The 26,259-nt window shown below is 56.0% G+C and carries 27 protein-coding genes and 1 pseudogene; 20 read left to right on the top strand and 8 right to left on the bottom strand.

Translation table 11 applies throughout. The features are described 5' to 3' along the window. The first annotated feature begins 73 nt into the window (after positions 1-73). Together P0Y41_RS01565 and P0Y41_RS01560 are read left to right on the top strand one after the other, a co-directional pair. The gene (locus P0Y41_RS01565) at positions 74-610 is read left to right on the top strand and encodes a tyrosine-type recombinase/integrase (protein ID WP_284062261.1); all 537 of its coding nucleotides are present in this window, start codon (positions 74-76) and stop codon (positions 608-610) included. An 85-nt stretch (positions 611-695) separates the two neighbouring features. Then, complete coding sequence (locus tag P0Y41_RS01560) at positions 696-2,504, top strand: pentapeptide repeat-containing protein (RefSeq protein WP_284062260.1); 1,809 nt, start codon at positions 696-698, stop codon at positions 2,502-2,504. 379 nt (positions 2,505-2,883) lie between these two features. On the opposite strand, the gene P0Y41_RS01555 is transcribed toward P0Y41_RS01560, so the two are convergent. Further along, entirely contained in the window at positions 2,884-3,222 is a 339-nt protein-coding gene (locus P0Y41_RS01555) for a HalOD1 output domain-containing protein (protein WP_284062259.1), read from the bottom strand. Positions 3,223-3,477: 255 nt separating this feature from the next. Beyond that, positions 3,478-4,980: a PGF-CTERM sorting domain-containing protein gene (locus tag P0Y41_RS01550; RefSeq protein ID WP_284062258.1), complete on the bottom strand. Its 1,503-nt coding sequence runs from the start codon at positions 4,978-4,980 to the stop codon at positions 3,478-3,480. 1,058 nt (positions 4,981-6,038) lie between these two features. Here P0Y41_RS01550 and P0Y41_RS17805 point away from each other — a divergent pair. The 6 genes from P0Y41_RS17805 (at position 6,039) to P0Y41_RS01520 (ending at position 12,810) form a co-directional block, all read left to right on the top strand. Further along, positions 6,039-6,449 carry a hypothetical protein gene (locus P0Y41_RS17805; protein ID WP_321170855.1) on the top strand — a complete coding sequence of 137 codons (411 nt, stop codon included), beginning with the start codon at positions 6,039-6,041 and terminating at the stop codon, positions 6,447-6,449. Positions 6,450-6,451: 2 nt separating this feature from the next. After that, complete coding sequence (locus P0Y41_RS01540; protein WP_284062256.1) at positions 6,452-6,769, top strand: DUF8156 family protein; 318 nt, start codon at positions 6,452-6,454, stop codon at positions 6,767-6,769. Between the two features lie 6 nt (positions 6,770-6,775). Next, entirely contained in the window at positions 6,776-8,983 is a 2,208-nt protein-coding gene (locus P0Y41_RS01535; protein ID WP_284062255.1) for a type B DNA-directed DNA polymerase, read from the top strand. 153 nt (positions 8,984-9,136) lie between these two features. Then, complete coding sequence (locus tag P0Y41_RS01530; RefSeq protein ID WP_284062254.1) at positions 9,137-10,171, top strand: hypothetical protein; 1,035 nt, start codon at positions 9,137-9,139, stop codon at positions 10,169-10,171. A gap of 374 nt (positions 10,172-10,545) precedes the next feature. After that, positions 10,546-12,090 carry a COG1361 family protein gene (locus P0Y41_RS01525; RefSeq protein WP_284062253.1) on the top strand — a complete coding sequence of 515 codons (1,545 nt, stop codon included), beginning with the start codon at positions 10,546-10,548 and terminating at the stop codon, positions 12,088-12,090. A 369-nt stretch (positions 12,091-12,459) separates the two neighbouring features. Beyond that, positions 12,460-12,810 (top strand): hypothetical protein, encoded by a 351-nt coding sequence (locus tag P0Y41_RS01520; RefSeq protein WP_284062252.1) that lies wholly within the window; start codon positions 12,460-12,462, stop codon positions 12,808-12,810. Between the two features lie 4 nt (positions 12,811-12,814). Here the strand turns inward: P0Y41_RS01520 and P0Y41_RS01515 are convergent, their stop codons facing one another. After that, complete coding sequence (locus P0Y41_RS01515; RefSeq protein ID WP_432764883.1) at positions 12,815-13,309, bottom strand: Cap15 family cyclic dinucleotide receptor domain-containing protein; 495 nt, start codon at positions 13,307-13,309, stop codon at positions 12,815-12,817. Between the two features lie 163 nt (positions 13,310-13,472). Continuing rightward, entirely contained in the window at positions 13,473-14,411 is a 939-nt protein-coding gene (locus P0Y41_RS01510) for a nucleotidyltransferase-like protein (protein ID WP_284062250.1), read from the bottom strand. A 199-nt stretch (positions 14,412-14,610) separates the two neighbouring features. Here P0Y41_RS01510 and P0Y41_RS01505 point away from each other — a divergent pair, with 199 nt between their 5' ends. From P0Y41_RS01505 to P0Y41_RS01495, 3 genes are all read left to right on the top strand, one after another. After that, positions 14,611-14,967: a hypothetical protein gene (locus tag P0Y41_RS01505; RefSeq protein ID WP_284062249.1), complete on the top strand. Its 357-nt coding sequence runs from the start codon at positions 14,611-14,613 to the stop codon at positions 14,965-14,967. After that, entirely contained in the window at positions 14,952-15,965 is a 1,014-nt protein-coding gene (locus P0Y41_RS01500) for a Cdc6/Cdc18 family protein (protein ID WP_321170854.1), read from the top strand. The genes P0Y41_RS01505 and P0Y41_RS01500 overlap by 16 nt, the downstream gene beginning before the upstream one ends. Before the next feature lie 152 nt (positions 15,966-16,117). Next, a complete protein-coding gene (locus tag P0Y41_RS01495) occupies positions 16,118-16,513 on the top strand; it encodes a hypothetical protein (protein WP_284062248.1) in 396 nt (131 codons plus the stop codon). A gap of 696 nt (positions 16,514-17,209) precedes the next feature. On the opposite strand, the gene P0Y41_RS01490 is transcribed toward P0Y41_RS01495, so the two are convergent. After that, on the bottom strand, positions 17,210-18,661 hold the full coding sequence (locus tag P0Y41_RS01490; RefSeq protein WP_284062247.1) for a hypothetical protein: 1,452 nt from the start codon (positions 18,659-18,661) through the stop codon (positions 17,210-17,212). Between the two features lie 100 nt (positions 18,662-18,761). Here P0Y41_RS01490 and P0Y41_RS01485 point away from each other — a divergent pair. Next, positions 18,762-19,293 (top strand): annotated as a pseudogene (locus tag P0Y41_RS01485) (transposase); the annotation flags it as partial. Between the two features lie 199 nt (positions 19,294-19,492). On the opposite strand, the gene P0Y41_RS01480 reads toward P0Y41_RS01485, so the two are convergent. Further along, positions 19,493-20,182: a hypothetical protein gene (locus P0Y41_RS01480; RefSeq protein ID WP_284062246.1), complete on the bottom strand. Its 690-nt coding sequence runs from the start codon at positions 20,180-20,182 to the stop codon at positions 19,493-19,495. 414 nt (positions 20,183-20,596) lie between these two features. On the opposite strand from P0Y41_RS01480, the gene P0Y41_RS01475 reads away from it, so the two are divergent. Beyond that, on the top strand, positions 20,597-20,848 hold the full coding sequence (locus tag P0Y41_RS01475) for a hypothetical protein (protein WP_284062245.1): 252 nt from the start codon (positions 20,597-20,599) through the stop codon (positions 20,846-20,848). Here the strand turns inward: P0Y41_RS01475 and P0Y41_RS01470 are convergent. Then, positions 20,838-20,990, bottom strand: coding sequence for a hypothetical protein (locus tag P0Y41_RS01470; protein WP_284062244.1), 153 nt, complete (start codon positions 20,988-20,990; stop codon positions 20,838-20,840). The genes P0Y41_RS01475 and P0Y41_RS01470 overlap by 11 nt on opposite strands. Beyond that, entirely contained in the window at positions 20,990-21,247 is a 258-nt protein-coding gene (locus P0Y41_RS01465; RefSeq protein WP_345783172.1) for a winged-helix domain-containing protein, read from the bottom strand. The genes P0Y41_RS01470 and P0Y41_RS01465 overlap by 1 nt, the downstream gene beginning before the upstream one ends. 263 nt (positions 21,248-21,510) lie before the next feature. Between P0Y41_RS01465 and P0Y41_RS01460 the strand changes: the two genes are divergently transcribed. From P0Y41_RS01460 to P0Y41_RS01430, 7 genes are all read left to right on the top strand, one after another. Further along, positions 21,511-21,945 carry a hypothetical protein gene (locus P0Y41_RS01460; RefSeq protein WP_284062242.1) on the top strand — a complete coding sequence of 145 codons (435 nt, stop codon included), beginning with the start codon at positions 21,511-21,513 and terminating at the stop codon, positions 21,943-21,945. An 83-nt stretch (positions 21,946-22,028) separates the two neighbouring features. Further along, positions 22,029-22,313, top strand: a complete 285-nt coding sequence (locus P0Y41_RS01455) for a hypothetical protein (RefSeq protein WP_284062241.1) — start codon at positions 22,029-22,031, stop codon at positions 22,311-22,313. After that, a complete protein-coding gene (locus P0Y41_RS01450; protein ID WP_284062240.1) occupies positions 22,310-22,597 on the top strand; it encodes a hypothetical protein in 288 nt (95 codons plus the stop codon). Before P0Y41_RS01455 ends, P0Y41_RS01450 begins: the two co-directional genes overlap by 4 nt. Next, on the top strand, positions 22,590-22,946 hold the full coding sequence (locus P0Y41_RS01445) for a hypothetical protein (RefSeq protein WP_284062239.1): 357 nt from the start codon (positions 22,590-22,592) through the stop codon (positions 22,944-22,946). The genes P0Y41_RS01450 and P0Y41_RS01445 overlap by 8 nt, the downstream gene beginning before the upstream one ends. Next, a complete protein-coding gene (locus P0Y41_RS01440; protein WP_284062238.1) occupies positions 22,943-23,227 on the top strand; it encodes a hypothetical protein in 285 nt (94 codons plus the stop codon). Before P0Y41_RS01445 ends, P0Y41_RS01440 begins: the two co-directional genes overlap by 4 nt. Next, positions 23,224-24,294 carry a tyrosine-type recombinase/integrase gene (locus P0Y41_RS01435; protein ID WP_284062237.1) on the top strand — a complete coding sequence of 357 codons (1,071 nt, stop codon included), beginning with the start codon at positions 23,224-23,226 and terminating at the stop codon, positions 24,292-24,294. The genes P0Y41_RS01440 and P0Y41_RS01435 overlap by 4 nt, the downstream gene beginning before the upstream one ends. A 494-nt stretch (positions 24,295-24,788) precedes the next feature. Further along, on the top strand, positions 24,789-26,210 hold the full coding sequence (locus P0Y41_RS01430) for a DUF7289 family protein (RefSeq protein WP_284062236.1): 1,422 nt from the start codon (positions 24,789-24,791) through the stop codon (positions 26,208-26,210). The last annotated feature ends 49 nt before the right edge of the window (positions 26,211-26,259 follow it).

Here is a 26,259-nt window from a genome sequence, read left to right as displayed (position 1 = left end):
AAACTCGACCGCGCTGACCCCCTCCACACGGGCCGTATTTAGGTCTCGCTGGAAACTCGTTTTACTGTCAGCTATGGCATGGACAAGAGAACCCCTCACAGAATCCGAGCTCGACAAGTTGCTCGCGGCCGCCGACGAGCGAAATCTCGACCACCAGGTGGCGATCTACACGCTCGCTCACACCGGGATGCGAGCCGACGAACTCGCGCACCTTCGCGACGGCTGGATCGACTGGCAATCCGAGCGACTCCGGGTGCCCCCCACCGAAGGCGAGTGGTCGCCGAAGACTGAGCACTCCGCGCGGACGATCCCGCTGAAGCACCCCGGCACAGTGCGACGGCTTCGTGATTACTTCAGCTATCACGAAGCGTACGACGCTACTCGTCAGACCGTCACGAACCGCGTGAAGCGTGTGGCCGCCGAGACCGACCTCCGCAAGAAGATCACGCCACACGTCCTCCGGCACACCTACGGGACGTTGATCGCGGCGTGGGGTGCGACGCCACAATATATCCGGCAGACAATGGGTCACGCCGATCTATCGAGCGCGAACGATTACCTGCAGTACGCAGGGACGCAGTTAGACGCAGAAGCCGAGGAGCTATGGTAGCCATACTTTGACCAGGCTCTTTTATCTTAGCCAACTGAGGTCCTGGCAGACGATGCCTCAAGCAATTTGTACATACAAAGCCCATATGTCGGACCCGTCCAACTGGCATGGGGAGGCGCCATCGGACTGGCTATTGGTAGATACGCAACCAGGTCAAGATGCCACTCCGGATCACCGGTTAGAAGTTGAATCCTGGGAATGTCCGCATGACGCCTTTGAACACCCTTCACGAGGGACGTTACCAACCTGTATCTTTCATACACCTCCCCACGAGCTCCCTGATAATATAGACGAAGGTGAAGCTCTTCTCGAGGCGCTCGATAGAGCGACTGAAGCCAGGGATACAGAGATTACCCGGAGAAGGAAGCAATTTATTGGGGCCAATTTTGGCAACCTCGAAATTGCTGCGGGAACGACTATAGCTGCGGACGATGATTACCCGATTCGACTCACGCACGCCCGCTTCAGTGGCGATGTTGACCTGAGCGGAGTTCGGATCGAACCGAGTCTCGACGCACGGGGGTGTGGATTCGATAGTCGGTTTTCAAACGTTGACTTCTCGCAGACTAAGTTCTGTACCGACGATCGGGTTACATTTCGTGAGAGTGTTTTCGATGTGGCGACTGTCGATTTTAATCGCGCCGAATTTGATGTTGGTCGATCTGTTATTTTCACTGAGAGTGAGTTCGGCTCTCGAACGGTCGTCGATTTCTCATTGTCAGAATTTGATGTTGGAGGTACTGTCCACTTCGGTAATGTGGACTTCGGATATCGGATGATCCATTTCGATCAGACAACCTTCAACAGCGGCACAGGGACGATCTTCTGGGATGCTGAGTTTCCCGACGATACTAGATTTCACTTCCCCAATAGCACATTCTCAGGCGAGGGTGACATCTACTTTAGGGGATTGTCGTTCGAAGGGGAGAGCGACATCGCATTCAATAGTGCCACATTCGATGTCGAAGGAGACGTGTCATTCGCTGAAACGACGTTCGGGCCAAAGTGCCAAGTAACATTTGAAGGGGCCGATTTTATAGGTCAGACTATCTCAAATGGCAATTTCGAAGGTGCCAATTTCACACGAGTGAAGTTCATAGAAGCCAATATCTCTAACTGTAGTTTTTACGGCGCTGACATAGATGGAGCGCTTTTCGGGAATTCATTTATCGATGAGACTGTCGATTTTCTTTCGATTAGAGACGATACCCCGAATCGCCCCTCACGCGTAGACGCAGATCCCAAATTCGACACCGAGGCACAATCGGGTCTGTATCAATATATCGCGGCTATTCGATCCTACCTCCCACTCAGGCCTCAAACCTCCGCAGGGACTGAGTTGGAGAACGATGAGGATGGTAGGGATGACGCCACTCGTCGATATCAGAAAGCCGCACGGCAATACCATCTCATCGAGACAATTGGCCGAGATAACTCTCTGCCAACATTGCAAGCAATCGGATTCGTGCGACGGCAAGATATGCACCGCCAGCGATACGCTGAACAGGCGGCAGCGGCACCAAGTCTAGCTCTCCGACGGTGGGCTAAGTGGGTACGTGCTTCGACTGCCCGACTTGTCTTGCTATATGGAGAAAGCCCGTGGCGTATCCTGATTACAGCACTTTCGTTCGTGTTTGGCTATGCTATTATGTACTCACTCAGCGGGCTCCGCGTTACAGACACCGGTCAAATTCTCCATGCTTCTACCATCGGGGACATCCCAGTGGTCTTTCCCCAAGCACTGTATTTTAGCACCCTCACATTCACGACACTCGGATTTGGGAATTACCAACCAGTTGGCTGGGGTCGCTGGGCGGCGATCTCCGAAACTGCCCTTGGCGCAATCTTAGCTGCATTGCTGGTGTTTGTCCTCGGGAGACGGGCTGCGAGATAGATTCTCTATGTCTTGCACACCGGTCGTAACCGAAAATGGAGGGAACATCATTCATTTCGATTCATTATTTTTGTGCACTGACCAGATTAGGCAATCCTCTAATTCGGCACAGCGACGTGCTGCATTCTCGTCCTGTATTCAGCACGGTTCCGACAAATTATCAATAAACGAGACTCCAATAGATCCGGTGTCTGCTACGCACCGACAGTTACGCACATGAAGAACCGATGTCTTGACCGACCTGGGCAAGAACTACAGTTCACGACCCAACTACCTGACTCGCTTCTGCTGAGATCTTCAGACGCTGATTGTTTAATGAGGTTGTGCTGATTACAGGGCGCGAATGAATCAGTAGCGCTGGCCACGCACAGAACCCGAATTAGGCGGTTGTGGACTCAAATACGGGTTCTGGTTCGGTTGGTTGAGTTGCGTCACAGACGCGAATGCGACCGTCGGAGCGGACGAACACGTTCCACGTGTCTACCTGGAAACTGAGGAGGGTATCACCGCCTGTGCCCCTGTCAGAAGAATCAAACAGCGTGTTGAGAGCGTCCGGGTCAACGTAATCAAACAGCGGGGGGATATCGGTTGGATCAACACCGGCAGCGTCCGCCAGAGCCCTTACAATAGCGTCTGTAGCGGAACGATCACTCTCAGAGTCGTATTTCGTATCAACAACCGGTGTACATACACAGTAGACGGACATGTTACCCTGCATAGACATGTCACACCAACATCCCCTCTCGGAAAGTGTTGTCGTGATTATCTGAGTTACAGTCGATCTCAGTCTGGATTGACCGCAACCGGGTCAGAATATATCACTTACTGAGGATTTCAACAGAGCCGGTGACTTCCAACTCTGCAAATGTAAAACCGGTTAGAATTGATTCCTTGCTGGGTAAAGAAGATGTTTTCAGCAAATCGGGACGGATTATACAGGTAGTTTCTGATAAATGTGGGCTGAGATTATCGACTATTCACTCCGGTGAATAACAGCAAGTGAAATGACAATCAGCGCCACAACAGCAACGATAACTCCGAAGCCCGGTGCTGAACCGCTAGAGGTATTCTGAACGTCACTCTGTTCTTGCACCTCAGGGTCACGGGGTGCATAATCTTTGGAGTCTATTACACCATCTCCATCACTGTCTTGTACATCATCTCCAGAATCAACCTCATCCTCAGTCGGAGATGATTCAGAATTCTCCGTGCGGTCACTAGCCGTATCCGTCGGTATGGTTGTCGGAACTGGAGTAAACGTGGACGTTGGAGCTGGTGTGGATGTTGGAGTTGGAGCTGGTGTGGGAGTTGGTGTGGGGGTTGGTGTGGGGGTTGGTGTGGGAGTTGGAGTTGGAGCTGGTGTAGATGTGGGTGTGCTCGCTTCCGTGGGTTCGGCTGTGCTTGTTGTCTCGGAGCTCCCTGTACCTACGGTCACCGTCCACGGGAGACTCGACCCATCAGGGAAACCACCAACACTGAAGCTCAAAAGGCCATCCTCTTCGACTGTAACCCGATTGGACTCACTAGTTCCCTCGTCATTCCTAAGCGAGATATCCCCGCCAGGATAGTCCACATGTGTATATACGGAGTCTCCAGCATCCTTCGACAGTTTCAGATAGACCACTTGGCCCTCCGAGACAGGGACCACGAAGAGATCGCGATCATCGACCGAACTCACCTGTCCAGAATGACTACCGAATGATTCCTCGGGTGTTTCAGTGTCATACCATTGGTCGCGTTCTCCCGAATCTTCCGCAGTGATCGTCCACGGAAGGCTCGACCCATCAGGGAAACCACCAACACTGAACCTCACAAGCCCATCTTCTTCGACGGTAATCCTTCTGGATGGACTGGTTCCCTCGTCATCTCTGAGTGAGAAATCTCCGCCAGGATAGTCCACATGTGCATATACAGATTCTCCGGCATCTTTCGACAGTTCGAGGTTCAGGACTTGCCCTTTTGAAACAGGGACCACGAAGAGATCGCGATCATCGACCGAACTCACCTGTCCAGAATGACTACCGAATGATTCCTCGGGTGTTTCAGTGTCATACCATTGGTCGCGTTCTCCCGAATCTTCCGCAGTGATCGTCCACGGAAGGCTCGACCCATCAGGGAAACCACCAACACTGAACCTCAATAACCCATCTTCCTCAACGGTAATTCGTCTGGACGAACTAGTTCCTTCGTCATCTCTGAGTGAGAAATCTCCGCCAGGATAGTCCACATGTGCATATACGGACTCTCCAGCATCCTTCGACAGTTCGAGATTCAGAACTTGTCCTTTTGAAACAGGGATCACGAAAAGATCGCGATCATCGGTCGAACTCACCTCTCCGGAGTAAGTTCCAAGAGACACCTCCTTGGGGTCGTCATCTGGCCAGTCGTCCGACTGAGCTGTTGCCAGGCCACTGATACTGACGGCAGCGACGATGGTGAAGACTAAGAGTAGGACTTTTAGTTTGTCTCTAGTCATGTAAGAAACTGATATGTAGTTAGAATATAAAATTAGGCATCTACCGTCGCCGACAGGAGGAAAGAGATCTGTGAAACCAAGCTGAGTATGGTAATATGTGATTGAAATTAGATTGGGGCCGATGTGCAGTCTGTATTCGCCATGCAGCAGAAACCGACCACAGAATGAGATAGCCAACAGAGCTTTTCAATCAGTGGCCACCAGCCATCTTCGCTGACTCAGATTCCAATGGAATTACCCGGTGTTGTGGGGGTAGAGTGAATTCATCGGCCCGGAACGATCCCTCTGGATTAGAACGAGTGAGTCAACCATATCTGAACAAGTGCCCTCACTCAGTGGGGCTCGGGAGTGGCTAGTCTCAGAATCACATATAAACGACCAATGCGCGGTGGATCAGGTGTTCAGCGTGGTCGGTCTCGGTCGGGGGCAAAACCGAACACTACAGCGCACGGGTAACTGTCTCAGATGTTCAGTTTTGGGGAAGGACGATCGTGCTCATGCACCCCCGCGCGGTCATGCCAGAACACCGATCCACGATCTTTCAGTCGTTTCACTTCCGCAACTCGACTGGTACTTCGGGTATTAAATCCTCTCACACGGAAACCGCAAGACGACCCTGACCATTCGCCTCGAATAGCACCCGGATATCCTCGTGTTTCACTTCCGCCGAGCATGGATGGCTCGCGACTATACGTCCAGTAATCCACTCTTGGTGTATGCAACGCGACTGTTCGAACGGTGGGGTCGAGTTACCGTCGCTCCAACCGGGAGTAACACTACTCGACATCGACTCGTCTCTTGGCGTCGAGCCGCTGTGTGCGGTCGTCCTCGATCATTTGCTCGGGGAGTCTGGGCGAGCATTTTGGGTTGACGCCGGCGGCCACGCCCGAACCCGCACGCTTCACCGGCTCGCCCCTCATTCGAGATATCTCGACCGCATTACGGTCGGGCGGGGATTCACGGCCTATCAGCACGCTTCCTTACTGGACCGACTCCCGCGGATCGTCTCGAATAGCACCCTCGATAGGGATCAGCCAGCACTCCTCGTTGTGCCAGGTATGGACCGACTCTATCGAGAGGACGATATCTCTCGGGAACAAGCGCGTGATCTCCTCGTTCGCCGACTCGCGACACTCGCCGGCATCGCTCGGGAACGCAACGTTCCCGTTGTTCTCACCCGGTCACGCGAGGATGAATTGAGCGAGCCGCTCGTGGCCGCCGCTCGCGAGACGCTGACCTGTCAGGCAACGAAGTTCGGCCCGCGGTTCACCGACGAGAAGGGCGGAGACGAGACGCTGGTTTACCACCTCGGGGACGGCTGGATGCAAACCACGCTCGCGTTCTGGCAGGAGATCCTCCAACACCGTGCCCGGGCCGCCGGCGCTCTGGTCGACGAGAACGGTCCCACGGCAGACACACCCAGTACCGTCCCGAACCCGTCGACACCGGTCACACCGGAGGGGTGGTAACTATGGGACGGACGAATCCGACGTTCCGTGATATTCTCTCACGGATGGAGGACGAGTGGGGAGACTTCCGGCGCGCACTCCGTCGACGCCACCAACCGCTGTTCGATCGGCTGTGGACTTACGCGAGAGAACACGCCGACGCGGCAGGCCACCTGAATCACCCTGACCGCCTCGCGCCGGTACTCGTCAGCATCGACATCGAACAAGAGGACCGGATCGACGAACTCGAACGTCGAGTCACGGAACTTGAGGCGGAAGTCAGGGACGAGAGAGAGACTCCGGACCGGCCGCCTGAGGTGTCTGTCACCGACGAGGAATAGCACAGTATGGTACTCGCGATCGACTACGACGACGAATCGGTTATCGAGTGGCGGCTGTCGGAGGACGGTGTCGATCGGACCGTCGTCGATGATTATCGGCCCACGTTGTTCTTCGGATCCCCTGTCTCAGAGTTGTACGGTCGTGACGGAGGTCCGGATCCGGATCCGAAATTGGCGAAGCGCGGCGCGATTCCAGAATCACTCCGAGATCTGCGGTCATTTCTCGACGGACAGGACGCCGTTGCGAACATTGAGATCGACGTGTGGCGGCAGACGTTTCGATCGAGCGCGCGGCCGGTTCTTCGTGTGGATTGTCGACGGGTTGGAGACATCCGTTCGGTTGCTCGGCGGATCCACCAATTCGGAGATCCCGACGAACACACCTGTTACAACGTCGACCTCACCCGACAACTACGGTACACGCTTAAAACCGACACCGAGGCGGCTCCAGATACCTCAGTCCGCGACCTCCGTACACTCCGTATCCAGTTTCCGGCTCACGAGTCGGGTATCTCCGCCTTGGGACAGCTCCAGATCGACGGGGGAGAAATCGGGTCGTCTCCAAAGGAGGTCGCGGAAACGGTCGAACACCGCATTTCATCTGTCGATCCCGATGTTCTCGTCGTTGACACCGCTCGCGTCGTCCCGTTGCTTTTCGAGGCGGCCGCAGAGTACGGGCTGGAGCCGTACTCCCTTGGTCGCGAACCGGGATTCACACAGTTGGCCTCCGAATCGACGTACACGAGCTATGGACGGGTCGGTCACTCCCCTGCCCGGTATTCGGTTCCGGGGCGCGTGATTCTGGACAGAGCGAATACGTTCTTCTACAGCGAATCGGGCCTCGACGGGTGTCTTGACCTCGTTGAACGCGCGGGGTTGCCGTTACAAGAACTCGGGTGGGCCTCGATCGGGCGCGTGTTGACGGCCATGCAGATCCGCGAGGCCCGGTCCTGTGGAGTTCTCGTTCCGTGGCGGGCGTGGCGACCCGAATTCTTCCGTTCCGCCTCGACGCTGGACACCGCCGACCGAGGCGGGACGACACTCGCGCCCGAGGTCGGCGTCCACGAGGATGTGTACGAACTCGACTTCGCGTCGATGTATCCGAACATCATCCGCGAATACAACATCTCGCCGGAGACGGTCCGATGCGGCTGTTGTGACAACGAAGCGGTCCCGAAGATCGGGTATTCGATCTGCGTACGAGACGGCTATCTTCCGGACGTTCTCGGGCCGCTCATCGACGGGCGGAGCGATATCAAGCGCCGGATCCAGGAGACGGACGACCCTGAGGAACGGGCGACCCTGGAGGCGCGATCCTCAGCGATCAAGTGGATCCTCGTGTCCTGCTTCGGATATCAGGGGTTCTCAAACGCCAAGTTCGGTCGGATCGAGTGTCACGAATCGATCAACGCCTTCGCTCGCGAGATCCTGCTGGACGCGAAAGCCGCACTCGAAGAAGGAGGCTGGCGAGTCCTTCACGGAATCGTCGATTCGATCTGGGTGACGCCCGCACCCGAGGTCGCCGAGAGTGATCGACGACCACTCGACGATATTGCAACGGAGGTTTCTGAGGCGACCCGGATCGAATTGGAGTATGAGGGGGGTTTCGACTGGGTCGCGTTCTGTCCACGTCGCGGGGGCGACGGGGGGGCGCTGACACGGTACTTTGGCCGTCGTCAGGGCGTCGAGTATCCCGACGAAGGACTCGGAGACGCGGTGAAGACGCGTGGGATCGAATCGCGACAGGACGACACCCCGACGTGGATCGCGCAGCTCCAGTCCACGTTGATCCGGACGCTCGATCGGACCCACGACGCGGAGGCGGTCGTATCGGAACTCGCGACGTGGCTCGGACGGCTGGAGCGAGAGGAAGTCCCGCCGTCCGATTTATTGATTACGCAACGCGTGTCGAAGCGTGCCGAACAATACCGTCACGAGACGGTGACCGTGGCTGCGTTGAAGCGCGCGAAGTGGAAGGATTGTGCATTAGCGGCGGGCCAGCGGGTCGAGTATCTGGTGTTCGACGACGACGCTCGCGGGCTGGGGCGGGTCCGGCTGAGTCACGAGGAACTGCGTGGGTATGATACGGCCTGGTATCGGAAGCAAGCGATTCGGGCTGCCGAGAGCGTGTTGTCGCCGCTGGGATGGGACCGTGAGCGGATACGGAGAACGCTGGTGGGATATCGAGATAGCCGGTTATCTGCATTCGAGTAGGATTTGTTCAATTTCGGGGTTGCCTTGAGCCGACGCCAGACACCGTGCATTGCTCCAATAACAGGCCATCCTACGCCCAGATCAAGATCTTGCGGGTAGTTCATATATCAGTGAGTAAGTCCATTTAATATGTTGTAATCTATGGGGAATGTTGTGCAAAGTAATCTCTCGAGTATCTTCGATTCTTACAGTCTGTATGCGAAGGCGTTTCCTGGCATTTCCTTTCTTACACTCAGCATCCTGTCTCTTCCAACAGGGAGTCTATCTGGCACTGACACCTCGCCTGGCGCACTTCTGGCTGTAACCGTACTGATTGTCTTCGTGTTTGGCTTTGCTGTTGGTCAAGCAATTCACACTATCTCAGTTTACATTGAGTCGACGATATATCTATCAATGCGAGCGTATTGGAACTCAATCATCACCGCAAAGAATGTTTTAAATAGTGCGGTCAGTGGGTATTTTGATGATCAAACAGATGAAGAATCTAGTGAGTCGGGTTCAAATAACAATAATGGTAAACAGGACGACCCATCGGACCTATATGTAGTACTTTCCTTGGCGGTGTTGATTGTACCTATTGTAGGTACCTTGGCATATGGAGTTGCGACCGGTAGATACGAACTTTTCTTTTCTTACAGCTTAGGTTATGTCTTAGCCGCAATTGGGCCAATTGAGTCTCTGCGTGACTGGTTTAGTAAAGTCCTGACACCACACAGAAACCAGTTCAAGAATCGTTTTAAACAGGATAGACCACTCAATGAGTCATTCAAGCAGTCGATAGAGTCACAGGTTTCTTGGTTGGATAGTAATGACGGGAATATGGTTTATACTTCGGCAATGAGCATACTAGAGTCGGGAGAATCAAGTCGAGCTAACCTTTTCCAAGCAATTTTCTCATTTTCTAGGAGTATGTGGGTAGTATTATTTTCATTCTCTGCTTATCAAGTTATCATTGGTACAGCGTCTTACGATTTGACTTGGAGAGAAAGCAAGTATACGCTTCTACAGTCGTCACCGGAGTACACACCAATTATTATAGATCTGATAAACACTGATCTCGGGAGCGAATACTTCGGTGCGTTTCTCTTTGTCTTTGGTGTCCTCTTCTTTTACAGCGAGGGAGAATACAAGAATCTGTTCTCAGAGTACATTATGGTCGATATGTTAGTTGAATTGAATAAAAAGTAAAATTCTATATTCACTTCCGCATAGATCTTCTGTCTTCTGTATAATTGAACGACTATCTGGGAATCGCAAGACAATTGAGTCTTCCAGCTACGATAAGCCGTTGGATTGTTCGGGTTTTGTTTCCACTGAGCACGGACGGCTCGCGACTCTATTCCCAGTAGTCCAGCTACACTCGGGTTCAATGGGGCCTCACCGACATCTAGCGCCGATGGCACTCATGCTACTGGATTTTTGTTGGCCTTACCTTTGGCAGCTGGAAATTGTACCTCGATTAGACAGTCGTCGATGAATTTTACACCCATTCGTCGATGGGTTACTATCAGTCCCGCAAATCGTGACGGTGGATTGATTAGATGCGTTGCTCACGGCCGGTTATGGATCGAAGAAAAGTTCTCTCACTCGTCGGCGCGTCTTCTCTCGCCAGCCTCGCAGGGTGCAACACGATTCGTGGCGCCGTCCGCTCCGGTCCGCCCTATTTCGAGGATGTGGAAATATCCGGTCCAGAGGAAGCGAATGCCGGAGAGGACTTCGAGCTCGAAGTGAGCGCGAAGAACACCGGAGGTCGGACTGGAACATTCAGTACTACTCTGACGATCGGTGAAGGTGCTTTCAGCATCGATGAGAACGTGACTATCGAGGAGATCCCGATCACAGAGACGAAGTCAACAACTGTCGGCCCAACATTCATCGGGTACACCGGTGAGTATTCATTCCGGATCACCGACTACGACGCATCTCACGAGATCGAGATCACGACGGTAAATGCTGATCTCGGAGAACAGGTTGCTATCGGCGACCTCACACTGTCCGTGTCAAACCCGCGGCTCGTAGAATCGTTCCTCCAAGAGGAATTCGATGAGACGGAGGTTGTCAGCCCAGACAACGGTATCTACGTGGCGGTTGATCTCGCCGTTGAAAATCCAGATGGTGAGTCCGATCCAGCGCTACGTGCATTCGAGCTTGATGACGAGGTTGCTCAGTCACAGGCACTGTTTCCGGACGACGACTCGGCTGTTACGTATCGCGATGCACAACCCGGAGAGACAGGGTATGTCGTGTTCGATGTGAGCCGAGATCTCGCTGGAGATGCTTTTTCGTTCTACCGTTCGTTGGGCGATTCAGAGACGCCGGAGATCAGCTGGTCTCTTGGAGAGCTCCCGACCCCGAACACCTCGACGGTTGGTGTTCTCACACCCAGCAGCGCAGAACTGGACGCAGAATATCCGGTTATCGTCGAATTCGAGAACACTGGGGAGGGAGACGGGTTCTACAACGCCATTCTCGAACGGCGGATCGGGACAGAAGACGAGTCCGGCGCGTGGGAGCAGATCGCTACGATCAGTGAGTCGGTCAGCGCCGAATCTACGAAAGAAGTCGAGTTGTCCGATTCGGCCAATGTACTCACTGACCGTAAATATCGGGTTCGTGGGCCGGATGGGGCCAGCGGACGGGACGAGATCGATATCAAACCAGTATCGAGAGACTTCGGCGAGAGCTACGCGTTCGGTGATCGGTGGGAAGTCACCGTTGAGACACTCTATCCGCAGTTCGTTCAGTCGATCACAGTCGGTAAAGGCTACTCCGAAGAGACGTACACAGCTGACTCTGGCCAACAGATCCTCTTGGCGGAAGTCAGCCGAGAGAACATCGGTGGGGGCGGAACAATACCTGATGAGGAGTCATTCGCTGTTGTGAGCAACAGTGAAACCTACGACAGGTTCGACACCGGATATGTCTCGACGATCTCTGATCCGGTCAGTGGAGAGCTCTTCGACAGAGGATATCAGTCAGAAGGAGAACTGATGGTTGGATGGTTGGTGTTCGCGGTCTCGGACTCGGTGTTGATGGACGAAGTTCAGATTCGGTGCGCGCCGACAGGGTTCAGCGGTTCCGCAGAGAAGGCTGCTATTTGGTCCTGAAGCCCTGATCAGCGTCTCCTCTGTCAGGAGGAACTGCATCGCTTGAACCCGGACAGCGCGCTGAGTACGTCGTCGTTGATAACGACGCACGCGGACTGGCGCGTGTCCGATTTAGTTACCAAGAGCTACCGTCCTACGGTACTGAATGGAATCAGGAACAATCGGTCCGGACCGCGGAAAGCGTGCTATCGCCGCTTGGGTAGGATCGCGACCAGATCAGGCGATCACTATCCAGTAGTGTAGATAGCCAGCTTTCGGCGTACTGAGGGACGATCTCCTTGATAATGACTGTCTGAAGGTCTAAGAAACTCAGGAGATCGCTCAATTGAACGAGAGAATTATTCCGTTGAGCAACTCATCAACGATCACATGTCTGACGCGGGGCCATCGTTTCACAAGGATTTCCCACTGGAGCAGGATGACATATCCTGTCCAAAATGCGACTCTGAATCGGCCTATCCTACTCGTATCCTGAGCGAGGACGAGGCAAAGTCAGAGGGAGAAGAGAGATCAAAGAGCCAATGGGGAGGATTTCTAGCCGGTGCAGCGGGTGGTGCATTACTTGGAGGCGCGTTCGGGCCACAGGGAGCGATATTAGGTGGACTGTTCGGCGCAGTAAAGGGCTCTTCAGATGCTGAGACAGCTAATGCAAAAATGCGAACACACGTTCGGTGTGATGAATGTGGATACTTCGGAGACGGGCTCGGTAATACCCTCTGAACAGTTATTTAGATAGAATCCTAGACATCAGGCTCGCCTTTCGCTTTTTCTGAAGTCGAATCTCTCCGTAGCTTTGTCTGTCGGGTCCCGTGTAATAACGACCCCTCAATTCACCCTGATTGATAACAGTCAGCTCTGCACTGCCTCGATGAGGGCTCATGGTCTGTGATGTTCCTGGCTTTGGTGTATTTTCGTAGTAGTAGTGGATCTTGGGGTCAATCTTATCAGTCACAAATGAAGCGCCTAAGCTTTCAGATATCGAATCTTCCGTCTCCAGTTGGATGACGATTCTCCTCCATGTTTGGCGGATCTTAAGTTCGATTTCGACCTCATCGCCTGATTTGTACTCCTCGTCACCTGCAGTCGCTGACTCAATCGGGGTCAGTGTCCCCTCCCAGTGTCCAGACAGATCGGGAACGGCTACAACACCAAGGGACCGGAGTACCCCAACGGACCAAGCTCGCCTCTCAAAGATGATCAGTACCGCTGAGAGCACCATCCCAGTCGATACGACTGTAGGATCGAGTCCAAACGGTGTGAAGGGCTGAAATAGTCTGATCAAGAAGTCCAGATTAGATGTGACGAGATAGCTGAGAATACCCAAACCGGCCGCGACTTTAACCCGCTTATCGTTATCAGTGGAATAGGTGTGCACGTTTCAGCTACCCGTTGTGATACAGCCAACCGAGTGCGTCAATATACTGATTTGCAGAACGACGATCCCATTTGGTCTCATCAAACCGGCCAAACAGAGGTTCAAGACCATGTTGGGCTGAGAACGTCGTGAAATCCACCTCTTCACTCTGTAAGTAGATGATGATCGAACCGAAGCGATCCAGTAGATCAGAACTGTGAAACTTGCTTGAAGGAACGTTAGACAACAAGCATTCTATGAAGTACGAAGGAACGTCGTCCTTCTTGATTCGACCTTCCTCAACAAGCGCATTACGCGCATTCTTGAAGAGCCGTATTGTCTCTTTGTAGTTACCATTGGCTGCGTCGTTCAGCTCGGTGCCCTTCTCGATGTGCCGCTCTGGAAAGTTGATGATTGTATCGCCTCCATTAGCTGGAAAGAATCTAATTCCCCTGTAGAACATTTCCGGGTCATGCTGTTCGCCCTGATAGTTGGTGTATCTCCGATACTCCTGACAGGGCACCACGTCCGCATCTGTGGTAAGTTGGCACTTGCTTTGGTCGATCTCGATAGCCTTGTTCCCGCGTGTCACTGCGTTCGAACCGTAAATCTCCTCAAGTTCCGCAAGAACATCTGACTGGAAATCCTCTAAGCTGTAACTCGCTTGGAAGTAGTCCGCAGTACGTTCGTAGTGATTAGCTTTTCTTGAATCTAACTTGGATAGATCTCCCTTGTATGGGTTGGTCAGCCTAACCAAGATGTCGACATCACCGCTGCCTCGGACGAGGGTTGTGTTTGCATAGGAACCTTGGAGCAGCGTATCAAATCGTGCATCACTCCTGTTATTGAGTCGTGACGTATCCTTGTCGAGGTTCGCACGTATATGCTGATGAGTCTCCTTTGCACCGTTGATTGCCGCCGTTTCGTAGTTCGTCCAACGTTCAAGCTTTTGAGCCGAGATGGTCATAGTTGAACTCCCTGGTGGGTTCTGTGCGGGAGTATTGGCAGTTGGAACTGGCCTGTATTTAACATTCGTTGACCGGAGTGAAAGTAGAGCGCATTGCACAGTTCACTTCCACCGGAACACACCACCCGCATCCGGGGGGTTTCACTTACACCCCGCTCATGGCCCGCTTCTAATATCGAACGGTGTCCGTACTGAGTTGATGTCAGGAACTACCGAAGGTTCGGGGACGTTCACGCACGTCCAAGGCGAACTCGCGTGGACGATCGCCGAGCACCGCTCCCCGAGCGAGGCGGTCAACATGACTCGCCACCTCGACGACACCGACGAAGGTCGCTACGAGCTCCTGGGGCTCGTCAACGACTGCGAGATCGCGCTCTACTGGGACTACTTCTGGAACCACGTCGTCGCCGCGAACTTCGACGAGCACGGCGTCGACGATCTCGCCCGGGACGTTCCCGAGGAGATCCGGTACGCCGGACGTGGCGAGTACTTCGCCGATGTCGACCTCAGCGAGTGGGACTGGATCCACCCCCGGCACCAATGGCGAGCGGAGTAGCCGTGTCCGTGCCGCGGGTGCTCGAACTCGATCGAGTCCCCGAGCGGATGCCACATCGCGACTCGACGCTTCGTCAGTTGGCGAGTGGCCTTGACCCGCTTCGCTCCGATCAGCCGGCGTACCCGATCTGCATTTCCGGGCCGACTGGTGCAGGAAAGACTGCACTCGCACGGTTCGCAGTGCGTGAACTTCGGCGGGAGACGACGGTGAATACAGCGCACGTCGACTGTCTCCGGACGCGCTCACGAGCCGCGATTCTCGAAGAAGCGCTCGTCGACGCCAGGCTGAAATCGCGGTCGTCGCCGAAGGCGAACGCCGCGTCGGAACTCCTCGCACAGCTGGAGGACGCCGACTCGCCGGTCGTGCTCACCCTCGATGAAGCGGAGCACATCGAGGACGAGCACCTCGCGCACGTCCTGTTCGAGACCGCGGGCGTCACGCCGATCTTCGTCATGCACGAGTACGAGCGGTTCGCGGCGCGACTCGACTCGGCGACTGCCTCCCGGCTCCGAACCGGCCCACACATCGAACTCGACCGGTACGCCCAGCACGAGATCGTCGACATCCTCGAATCACGGATCGACGCGGGCGACCTCTCGGGGATCACTGACGGCACGCTCGAAGTGATCGCCGACACCGCCGCCGGGAACGCCCGCGAGGCGATCTCGATCCTCCGCGAGGCGTACGTCGAAGGGAAGTCACGGGACGAGCGAGTGACTCCGGCGCTCGTCGCCGACGTTCGGGAGCCCGCCCAGGAGTCGATCCGGCGGTATAACATCGAGCGCCTCGACACGCCTCACCGCCTGCTGAAGCACATGATCGACGACGCGGGCGAGATTCGTGCCGAGGACCTCGCCGAGATGTTCGAGCTCGAGTACCCGGACGCCGAGCCGCGAGAACGTCGCCGGTATCTGAACGTGCTCGTTCGGTATGGGTGTATCCGCAAGAAGGGGAGCGGGCGCGGGACCCGGTATCTTTCGATCGGCGCAGTCGAATAACGGGATCTTGCTGTCCCTGTTGAAACCCTCATTCAGGGATAGGTTTTAGCGGGCGTGCTGAATACAGGGCGCATCCCTGTCAGGCTCGGAGAGACACAAAGAGGGATTGGAACCTAGACTGGCCTTTTAATGGCGTGGTCTGAATCAGGTATATGGCAATGACGCGATCGAGGCGACGCTTCCTCGCCGGGTTCGGGGTCGTGGGTCTCGCGGGAGTCGCTGGCTGTGTCGATGGGTCTGGGAGCAGCCGAGGCGCAACTGATGTGATTTTCCACAACGTGGCCGAGGTGTCGCGGACGGTCGAGGTGACGGTGACGCAGGCCGGAAGCACATCAACGACCATCGAGACTAGTTTTGACCTGGCCCCGCATTCGGAGAGGAAAATCAACAACGAGGTCATCATGGAGAGCGACTACGACGTGGAGGTTTCCTTCACCGACGAGACCAGAGACTCGGCGTACTCGGAAACTCAGGAGTGGAACGACGCAGGCAAGCCGCTTCACATTCTGTTGAACAACCAGATCGTGTTCACCGTACAGATAGGGTAGTCCGAAGCGGGTTGTCCGTACTGCCGCTCGCTCCCGCCCGCTCTCGTCCGCTGAATCCTCCGTTTGATCTGGCCCATCGGAAGAGGCACCCTCTGTATCGCGCAATGCCTCAACAAACTATCAGCGGTAGAGGATTTCAAAAGAGACGAGTTCGATTAAATACAGGTTGGTCCTGTTAGATTAGGACTCGTATTACTCATAGGTTCTACCCGAATCTACCGTATATCGTGCGGGTGTAAGGGCACTATTTTATGGCGACCACATATCTAAAAGCGATAACTCCTCATTTTGCGGTCTTTTCAATTTCCACTCCTTATATAACAGGAATCCGCCGAGGATGATTCCAACTAATCCCACCACCGCTATTCTTGATATATCTATCTGTGAAATTAGCAATACACCGATGATAATTGCGCCAATTCCTCCGAGGATTTTATTACTCTGGATTTGATGCTCCCGCAGACACTCCGGGTCCTGACAGTGCCACTCGGTTCGATCCCCCTGTCGTGTGCGGCCTCTCCGTGAGAACTTCACTAGTCGGGGCTGATGGCGGATTCCAACGGAACACTTCTTACAAAGTGGTTTCCCACACTCGTGACATATGTACTCAACATCGAACGTACAGATTTTCGTGTTTTCAAGACACTCCTTCTGTTCAGGATAAGGTTTGTCAGCGGAGGTCTTCGTCAACATATGCTACACCTCCATTGCGTTGTTTTCGAGTCGAAGTTTGATTTCATCACGGAGATCTGACACGTAATCGTCGATTTTGTCTTGATCCGATCCCCGACCGTCGATACGGATTCCTGTCTTACCGTAGGACATCGCCACCGACCGTTCGGTTGTGGGAAGGTCGTGTTCTTCCTCAGCCATCTCAGCTCTTCGTTCCCCGGATGATCGATAGCCAGAGAGAAGGATATCTACTGAGATGCGGGTATCCTCAAGGAGCGTCGAACCATTTATCCACTCGCCGTGGAACGACCGAACCTCCGTCCCTTCACGCGGTTCGAGCTCGTCGTCGAGACCTTCCCAGCTTGCACTGATACCCCGAGATCGCAGCGTATTGTCGATATACTCTACAGCGTCGGGTGGGGTGATACCTTCAACAGTGAACTTTTTCGAGACCTCCACAAGATCTCGTTTGAGAATCTCAGACGTTTCTGTATAGAACGACGCTTCGAATTTCCCGCGGGTGCTCATATCGTAATGATGTGACCCAAGGTCAATTTTCTTGCCCCCCGGGTCAAACACTCCAGTCGGAGCAAGGTATGTGAAGGGAGTCTCCATCTCGATCTCGATCTCTCCTTTAAGTTCTTCCAGATCCCGGCCCGCTGTCACAGGGACCACAAACTGAATATATTCCTCACCATCCTCTTCGACTCGCCCCATTGGGAACCTGTACTCGCCCTTGGCTGAGTCATACACGCCCTCAGATTTGTTGATCTGTTTCCCAATCTCCGGCGGCATCTCAATTCTTAAGAGTACGGTACCTGCCATTTGGTGACTTTCGTTCTCGTATTCACGCCCGATAGCACGGTTGTTCTTCACGCCCACGGTGAACTTCGTCCCAAAGATATCCTCGTTCTCGTCGTTTATTGCTTCGGCCTCAGCCTGTATCTGGAACGGAACTCCAAATTCGAAGTCCTCGGGTTTGAGCCCTTCTCGTTCGAGATACGCTTCAATATCTTCAATTAACTCATCGTAGGTGGTACTGTATGTAACCTCTTGGCGTAGTTCTCGCTTCAGGTCGCTCGGAGACGTTTCCTTGAGTTTCTGTCGGGAGATCTCTTTTACTAAGGGAACATTCTGTTCCAAACTTCCGATCGGCTCGATACCTTCTAATAATAAAGTACCATAATTTAATTTTATTGTATTCATAATATCTGGTTCGAGTGCCCAATCCTCTAAAAACATATTAATACGAGTTTTGAGCTTGTCAACTACTCCTGGATCTTCAACGCGCTTGATATTATCCATTACCTCGCCTCTATTAACCTCGAAATCGAGAACGAGTCGGCCGTCTATTCCCTTCAGATTGACGTAATCACCTGTCTGAGCAAGATTGAATTCCGCCTCAGTCCGCTCTTCAAGTCGAATCTCGACGGGTGCGTTTTGTGTTGCCATATCTCCCCTAATCGGGATCTCCATATTTGATAGAATCTGGCATTCATATAACATATAACCTTTCACACTTTCGGCTCTATTGAAATCTTCAAGAAGTTACAGGTACGTCCGGTAGTCTGACCGGATGGAAGCCCTCCCGAAGTCGCTGTTACTCCGGTTCATTGAACAGGAATTTAACTTGGCACGCCGAGCTGTCGCTCGCTACACATTGAAATTCTCAAGACGAGAGTAACACTCCCCCAGGACATCGTTTTACTCGGTCTCAAAGTTCAGAAGACCACGACATACGGGGCGCTCCTTGACGAACTCATTGAGATACCCCGCATTCGGAATACTATCGATCTCGTAGAACCCCGTCACCTTCGCAATTGTATAAGGCGTTCAATCGGCTCGATATGTCGGTTTGGCATGTCCTGCTCAACCTCTCGCTTACACTTTTTTTGACTAACGGTGTCGTGGGGGTCGACGCTTCCGGGTTCGACAGCAGTCACGCCTCGAAACACTACACGAAGCGAACGTAATTGACGATTCAGCAGTTGAAAGTTACACTGATCGTAGATACGGGAACGAATGCAATCATTGATCTCGACGTAACGACGACCAGAGAACACGACTCACAGGTCGCACCGTCATTCGTCAAACGCAACACCGATGACGCGGTGTGCTTGTCCTGTTCGGTTCTGTAACTACCGCTCAACAGTATCCACGAGATCCTCCATAAAAGCGTTCGCAAGAGGTTTCTCGAACAGTCTATTTTTGCATTGGTGAGAGCTTATTACATATTATATGAGAAATTCTGTATTCCAGGGGTTTTGAATAAATGAATATTCACAAGACGCACTTGTGTAGGAGCGATTAGAACAGGTTGGGTTCATCGTCCTCCTCGTTTTCATCGTCGCTCACTGATTCCTCTTTGGACTGTTTCTCATTGGTCTGTTGAGAGCCGTCTGGTCCATCATTATCGGCGGGTTCGTTTGGGGTGGTACTCATATCAGCGCTTACCCGTGGGTTCGGTTTGTTCGCTGACTGCATCTCCGTGGCCGATCTGCTCGCTTCGCCAGTTGAGGTCTCCCCCACTGATGGGTGATTTTCAGCCATTTCGTCCGTCTGAACGGCATGCTGTGAACTTCTCTCAGATTGAGATACGGAAGGTTTCCCCGACGAGGGGGACGCGGAAATAAAGACAGCTATCGCGGTGCCAATTAGTAGCGTATAGCCGATGCTTCCCACAATGAACTCGCCCAACGGCCCCCATTCGCTCCAGAGGAACAGCATCCAGTACAGACCAAGATTTACACTGAAGAATATGACTGACAGCACTTTAATTTGATATGAAAACCGCACGGAGGCAGCCACGCCGATAATAATGAAAATAATCCCATATAGCCAGACCGACCAGTCAGGACTCGGCCCCCATAGGCCCGCCCAATTCCCCACAGCAGCGATCGGTTTGACAACGAAGATCCATATCTGCGGAATAGCCCCTTCCAACACTATATAAAAGTCTTCAGAAATACCTAGAGAGATATGTGAAACCCCGATCATTATTGGGATCCCACCTAATATATATCTATTGCTTGACATATGTTTGAATACAAGCTTTTGATCCTTCGGCGAGTCACTTATAATTTGGGCGTTCGTGTTCAGACACAATAATATTGGGAGTATAGCCTCTGTTGAAATCCTGCGGAATACACGCTCTATCGTTACCAGCGAGTACAGGCTATGTGCTGACAGACAGAGATCTCAAATTGTCAGTAACTGGGTGATTGGGACAGATTATCTGCCGGAAGTGGGGGGTTTCATATCATTCAGCTCCGGAAGTGCCGGAATTTGGTAGGTATTTGTCCGGAAGCGGCTCACCGGGGGACCGCTGTTTGGCGTTTCCAATATATTCTAGTGGAATAAAGTGGAGTTCTCTCAGCGCTTCAAGTACCACCCAGCGCTCACATCGGCCGGATGTCGACGAGCGATCGTGTCCTGGGGAGCCAGGACTCCGATGATGATGCACCGGAAGTGCGATTCAGTATCGACAAAGACGATTTCCGCTCCAGCGAGGTCGAGCTGACGCTCCGGCGTGGCAACGAGCGCGAGCGGTTCCGTGTGACCGACGACGACGTGGCGATCTACGAGGGGACTGGCGGGATGCCGACCTGGTGTAAGGCGACAGTCCACCGGCTCGGACTGCACCTCGACGTGATCACGGAGTGATCACCATGGTGCGCGAGTTGGCAGAGGTAAGCGGTTCACCGAGTCGGAACAGCGACAGTACCATCGCCAAGAAACCGATAGAGGTCCCGAGGACGATCACGAGAAAGGCGGCGTACACTACCAGAAACCGATGGTCGTACATCACTCCTCCTCGTGCTCAAGGTCTTCGACATCGAGTTCGTCGTTCAGCCAGAGCTGGCCTTTCTCGGTCACTTCGTAGTAACCATCGTCGTCCTTGCTCAACAGGCCATGTTCCTCAAGCGTCCGTACCCTCAGCCGGACTGTCGAATAGCCGATATCGTACCCGTGGCGGTTTAGATTCCGTGAAAGGGGCTTTGGAGACAGTTCGAGGTCATGCTCCGCTAAAAACTCCAAAACTGCGGAGTCACTCATTGTCATCCAGTTCGGCCGGGGTCGCATTCGACTGTAGTACACCCCTCAGCTCGCTTAATTGCGTGTGCTTGACTGCGATTCTGTCTCATATGAGATTGATAGCTATCTTGAATAGGCTAAATTATAAGTCCCTCCTGTTCCCACGAACCTGTAACGAAGGCGCTTCGCGGACCCGTCGCTCCCTGATGGGTCCCTGCTCGCAGAAGATTGCGGACCCGGCGCTTGGGACGCCGGTCCGCGCGGGCCTTCGTGGACCAGGCACGAAAGCCATGTACGACAAGACGAACGGGGGGCTTCAAACCCCCGCACGAGACGGCGGATCGATTGTTGAGTTGACTACCTGTCCCGACTGCGGCCGCGCACTCGCCGACCACGGTATCGCGAGCGCCGGACCGGGCCGGACGCGGCTTGCGCCGTGCGGGCTCGACGTGAGCGGTGTGACGCTGCGCGAGGTCGCGTTCGCTCTTGACGGCGGGTCGCAGCGCGTCATGACCGACGGCGGTGAGGACCCGCTCGCGGAGTACGACACGGACGAGGTAGTCACCGCGATCACCGCGATAGAGAACGTCGACGGTGAGCCGACCGTCGCAACCGTCCGCGACGTGATCGAGGCCGTCGACGATAGTGTCGAAGAAGCCGCCGAGGTTGTCGATACCGCGTGGCACGATGCTGCGGAGACGGTCGAGGGAGGTGAGTCGGCGTGAGGATCAACGACCCGGACACCTGTGGCGACTGTGGTCGGGATCTTCACGTTCGGAGTCACGCCCACGACTGTCCGCGGCGATCAGTGACCTGTGAGGGCTGCGGTGGCTACGTCCCCCAGCGCGTGACGGACACGATCGACGTGTCGCCGCCCGACGAGTACTCCCCCGAGATCCGGCATCTGTGCCCCGACTGCCAGGGGCCGGACGGTGTCGACCGCGGCGAGGGTGCTGCGACCGACGGCGGCCAACCGGAACACGGCGCCGTCAAGGGTGGCTTCGAGTGTGAGTGCGGCGCGACACGGCAGACGCCACTGGGGATCGCCCGCCACCGGTCGAACTGTCGTCGCACCCGAGGTGAGTCCGCGTGACTGACGACGGTTTCGACCACAGCGAGATCGGCGTCGAGGACGGCCACGGCACACCGTTGGCCGACGCGACCAGCGACAACGGAGTCGACGTGCGGGTCGTCACGCTGACCGACGAGCAGATCGAGGCGCTCGCGAACCGCGAGCTCGCAATCATCAAGACCGACGGTCACACCCTCGGTCTGATCCATGCCGACCGGTCGGACGAAGCACGCGAGGCCACGGTGCAGCTTGCACAGGCTCGCGACGCCGAGTTCGAGGAGACGAAGGTGACCGAGCGTGCCTGAACGCGAGCTCGACGAGCTGCGCGAGGAGCGAGAGTCGGCGCGGCGTGCGTTCGAGATCTCGATCGCGATCGGAGCGTCCGGCACCGTCGAGTTCGCTCGCGAGTGGTACCGGGACGTGGCCGCCGAGATCGCGGCGGTGAAGACGTGTCGGGCGAAGTCCGAGCGCCTCGTTGCCGACGGCGGCGAGCCCGATCCCGATGAGATCGAGTACATCGCGTGGTGCGACGACGCTTGCGGCCGTCTCGGTGGCTTCCGCGGTGAACCCGCCGCCGAGACGAAGGTAAAGAGCCACCAGCAAACCGAGGGTCACGACGCGTACGTCCTGCCGCGGCACGAGGAGGGTCGATGAGCACGACACGCCGCCGTCTCACCGACCCGATCGCGGTGCCGGACCACATCGTGATCGAGTCGGTGCGGGCCGCCCGCAGCGGTAACCTCCGCTGTCGCGTCTGTCGCAAGCCGATCACGATCGGTGACGACGGCACGGAGTTCGGCCACCTTCGCGCCGGGCGAGCGGGTGACCCCGTTGACGGTCGGTGTCCGCACCGCCCCGACTCGGTCGACCCGACGTATGACGGCCCCACTCCGACGACCGCGTGGGAACCCGGGCAGACCGGAGGAGAACCGTGAGCTCGCCCCAGGACGTGACGGCACGCGAGGCCGCCGAGCGCTGGCTGTCGAAGCGGGAGATCGACCTTACGGAGGACACCCTGGCGACCTACTGGTACCGGATCAAGCAGATCGTCGAGTTCTGCGAGTCGGAGGGCATCGAGTCGCTCTCCGATTTGACGCCGTGGAAGCTCGACGAGTTCGACGCTCGGCGGAGGTCGCGTGACCCGCAGAAGGTCTCGCTCTCGAAGGAGTACCGGACGATGAACAACTGGCTAGAGTGGGCCGAGACGCTCGGGATCGCCCAGGACGGCATCAGCGAGGTGCTCAACCCGCCGCAAACGAGCACCGACGAGGAGGTCAACACCGAGCGCCTCGATCCCGAGCTAGCCGCGTCGACGATCCGCGAGTTCCGGAGCCAGCCTGTCGGGGCGAGTCGGGCGACCCTCCAGCACGTCCTGTTAGAACTGGAGTGGTGGACCGGCGCGCGGATGTCCGCCCTTCGTGGGATCGACATGGAGGACGTGGATCTCGACGAGGGTACGATCGAGTTCTACCACCGGCCTGACACCGGCACGCCGATCAAGCAGGCGCACAACCCCGAGCGGAAGGTCGGCCTCGCGGATCCCGCTGTCGATGTGTTGCGGGACTACGTGCGAGAGGTCCGCGACAAGGTGCGCGACGAGCACCGGCGGCGGCCGTTGTTGACGACCGCGCAAGGCAGGGCCTCGAAGACGACGATCCGGCGGTATACGTACTTCGCGACGCTGCCGTGTCAGTCGGTCGAGTGCCCGCACGATCGCGAGCCGGGCAGCTGTGAGTGGATGTCGCTCCGCGCAGCTCGATCGTGTCCGTCAGCTCGGAGTCCGCACGCGGTTCGGACCGGCGCGATCAGCAATCTCCGGAACTCCGGTTGGGATCTCGACGACGTAGCCGAGCGCGTCAACACGGGGCCGAAGCGGCTGATCCAGCACTACGACTTCCCGACCATGGACGAGCAGTATCGCGAACGGCGGGCAGATCTGGTTGATCTGCTCCGGCTTGACGACGAGGACGATTCAGCGAATACCCAAGACGATGATCAGTGAGAATTCGCACGACGGCGAGGGTGCATCGCTATGGACTCATGTCCCACCGAGTCCACTCTGATTTCATACCGTGTAGCGGGAGCACCGTCTAGCACCCGCCAACCGGGCATCAGTTGTGAATAGGCAACCAGCAGTATGTGATAGCGACCCGCAGGGGCGGGGACACGGTCGCTGACGCGGAGATCGTGAACCTGACGGCCACTGACGGCACGCCGCCAGTCGAGTTCACGATATCAGCCTCTGGCAGTGATCCTGAGAGTCCGATTGAGGGCTCACCCGACACGACCGTCCGCGTGATCTGACCCTCGAAAAACGGCGACTCACCACAGACACTGGCCGAGGCGTCGACGCGGTAGTCGACTTCCGACACCGTCCTCCCTTGTTTTCTCCACCCGCTCTCCAGCGACGGGTCGGGTCACGGTCCGCGAACCAACAGATTCGGATGTGATACTCTGAAACGAACCCTTATGCCGCTTGTTTTCCAATTGCTCTCCATGAGTCCCGGGGGGACGGGCGACAGTCGAGCCCAGGGCGACGTGATCAGCGTCGTCCTCCTGCTCGTGATCACCATCGCCGGCGCGACGACAGTCGTCGCGTTCGGCGGCGAGGCGATCGCGGGCGTCCAACAGTCGGCGACGACCGGCGCCGCCGAGCAGTCGATGACGCAGTTCGACTCGAAGGCGAGCCTCGTCGCCCACGGCGACAGCGACTCACAGCGGGTGCAACTTGCGGGCAGCGCCGACGCGACGCGGCGGATCGACGCCGACGCCGGCTGGATGAACATCTCGGTGTACAACGCCTCGACCGGGGCGTTCGAGTACGAGATCACGAATACCACCCTCGGTGCGGTCGTCTACGAGGACGGCGACGCGTCCGTCGCGTACCAGGGCGGGGGCGTCTGGCGGCGGTCGGGCGACAGCAGTGCGATGGTGTCGCCGCCGGAGTTCCACTACCGCGGCACGACGCTGACGCTCCCGCTCGTGCGCGTCGGCGGCGACGAGCGGCTCGACGGTGAGGTCGTCGTGCGGCGCTCGAGCGACCCGAGCGCGGTGTACCCCGACGAGGGGAGCGGGCGCGCGAACCCCCTCGACGAGGGCGTCGTGGTGATCACCGTCGGGAGCGAGTACTACGACGCGTGGGGACGGTTCTTCGAGCAGCGGACCAGCGGCGACGTGACGGTTTACGACGGCAATCGGACCGCACGGACCGAGTTGATCGTTCCGTTCGACACCGACTTCGACAACGTCGTCGCCTCCACCACGGCGGGCGGGATTTCCGCCAACCCCGGGCCGCCGCCCGAACCGTACCGCGACGGCGTCGTCCAGCCGTCCGCGGACGACGTGATCGAGTCGCACGTCGATGAGTGTGAGACCGACCCCGACGCGTGCGTCGACGAGGGCAACTTCTCGACCGGCGATATGGACGACGGCGAGACGTACTTCTTCGACGACGGCTACGACGGTGACCTCGCGATCGACACGTCCGACGGGAACGTCACGGTCGTCGTCGACGGCGACTTCGGGGCCGGCGACGTGGACGTCACCGGTGGGAACGAGACCACCTTCTACGTCCGCGAGGACTTCTCCGTGAACGGTGACGTGAACCCCGACGGTCCCGCCAGTCAACTCCGCGTGCTCGTCCACTCCGACGGCGACGTCGACTTCAACGGGAACTACCTGTTCGTGGGATTCGTCTACGCGCCCGGGTCGGACGTCGACCTCAACGGCGGCGGCGGTGGCGGAACGAACTTCGAGGGCGGACTCGTCGGCGACACGATCGACGTGAACGGAAAGCCGAACGACTTCGAGTACGACCCGAGCGTCGGGACGATCAACCTCGACGTGAGCGCGTCGAACGCGCCGCGAATCACGTACCTCCACGTCTCCGTCACCGAGATCGAGATCGACGAGGACTGACGCACACTGGGACACTCCCGGACGAACGCTTCCTCGGTATCGCCGGTCG

Source organism: Halobaculum halobium (assembly GCF_030127145.1).
Lineage (GTDB): Archaea > Halobacteriota > Halobacteria > Halobacteriales > Haloferacaceae > Halobaculum > Halobaculum halobium.
This window is presented reverse-complemented; position numbering and strand designations above follow the sequence as displayed.

Coding starts and splice junctions, on each gene's coding strand:
- P0Y41_RS01565 (WP_284062261.1), top strand. CDS start 74: ATGGCATGGACAAGAGAACCCCTCACAGAATCCGAGCTCGACAAGTTG.
- P0Y41_RS01560 (WP_284062260.1), top strand. CDS start 696: ATGTCGGACCCGTCCAACTGGCATGGGGAGGCGCCATCGGACTGGCTA.
- P0Y41_RS01555 (WP_284062259.1), bottom strand. CDS start 3,222: ATGCAGGGTAACATGTCCGTCTACTGTGTATGTACACCGGTTGTTGAT.
- P0Y41_RS01550 (WP_284062258.1), bottom strand. CDS start 4,980: ATGACTAGAGACAAACTAAAAGTCCTACTCTTAGTCTTCACCATCGTC.
- P0Y41_RS17805 (WP_321170855.1), top strand. CDS start 6,039: ATGGACCGACTCTATCGAGAGGACGATATCTCTCGGGAACAAGCGCGT.
- P0Y41_RS01540 (WP_284062256.1), top strand. CDS start 6,452: ATGGGACGGACGAATCCGACGTTCCGTGATATTCTCTCACGGATGGAG.
- P0Y41_RS01535 (WP_284062255.1), top strand. CDS start 6,776: ATGGTACTCGCGATCGACTACGACGACGAATCGGTTATCGAGTGGCGG.
- P0Y41_RS01525 (WP_284062253.1), top strand. CDS start 10,546: ATGGATCGAAGAAAAGTTCTCTCACTCGTCGGCGCGTCTTCTCTCGCC.
- P0Y41_RS01520 (WP_284062252.1), top strand. CDS start 12,460: ATGTCTGACGCGGGGCCATCGTTTCACAAGGATTTCCCACTGGAGCAG.
- P0Y41_RS01515 (WP_432764883.1), bottom strand. CDS start 13,309: ATGGTGCTCTCAGCGGTACTGATCATCTTTGAGAGGCGAGCTTGGTCC.
- P0Y41_RS01510 (WP_284062250.1), bottom strand. CDS start 14,411: ATGACCATCTCGGCTCAAAAGCTTGAACGTTGGACGAACTACGAAACG.
- P0Y41_RS01505 (WP_284062249.1), top strand. CDS start 14,611: ATGTCAGGAACTACCGAAGGTTCGGGGACGTTCACGCACGTCCAAGGC.
- P0Y41_RS01500 (WP_321170854.1), top strand. CDS start 14,952: ATGGCGAGCGGAGTAGCCGTGTCCGTGCCGCGGGTGCTCGAACTCGAT.
- P0Y41_RS01495 (WP_284062248.1), top strand. CDS start 16,118: ATGGCAATGACGCGATCGAGGCGACGCTTCCTCGCCGGGTTCGGGGTC.
- P0Y41_RS01490 (WP_284062247.1), bottom strand. CDS start 18,661: ATGGAGATCCCGATTAGGGGAGATATGGCAACACAAAACGCACCCGTC.
- P0Y41_RS01480 (WP_284062246.1), bottom strand. CDS start 20,182: ATGATCGGGGTTTCACATATCTCTCTAGGTATTTCTGAAGACTTTTAT.
- P0Y41_RS01475 (WP_284062245.1), top strand. CDS start 20,597: ATGTCGACGAGCGATCGTGTCCTGGGGAGCCAGGACTCCGATGATGAT.
- P0Y41_RS01470 (WP_284062244.1), bottom strand. CDS start 20,990: ATGTACGACCATCGGTTTCTGGTAGTGTACGCCGCCTTTCTCGTGATC.
- P0Y41_RS01465 (WP_345783172.1), bottom strand. CDS start 21,247: ATGACAATGAGTGACTCCGCAGTTTTGGAGTTTTTAGCGGAGCATGAC.
- P0Y41_RS01460 (WP_284062242.1), top strand. CDS start 21,511: ATGTACGACAAGACGAACGGGGGGCTTCAAACCCCCGCACGAGACGGC.
- P0Y41_RS01440 (WP_284062238.1), top strand. CDS start 22,943: ATGAGCACGACACGCCGCCGTCTCACCGACCCGATCGCGGTGCCGGAC.
- P0Y41_RS01430 (WP_284062236.1), top strand. CDS start 24,789: ATGAGTCCCGGGGGGACGGGCGACAGTCGAGCCCAGGGCGACGTGATC.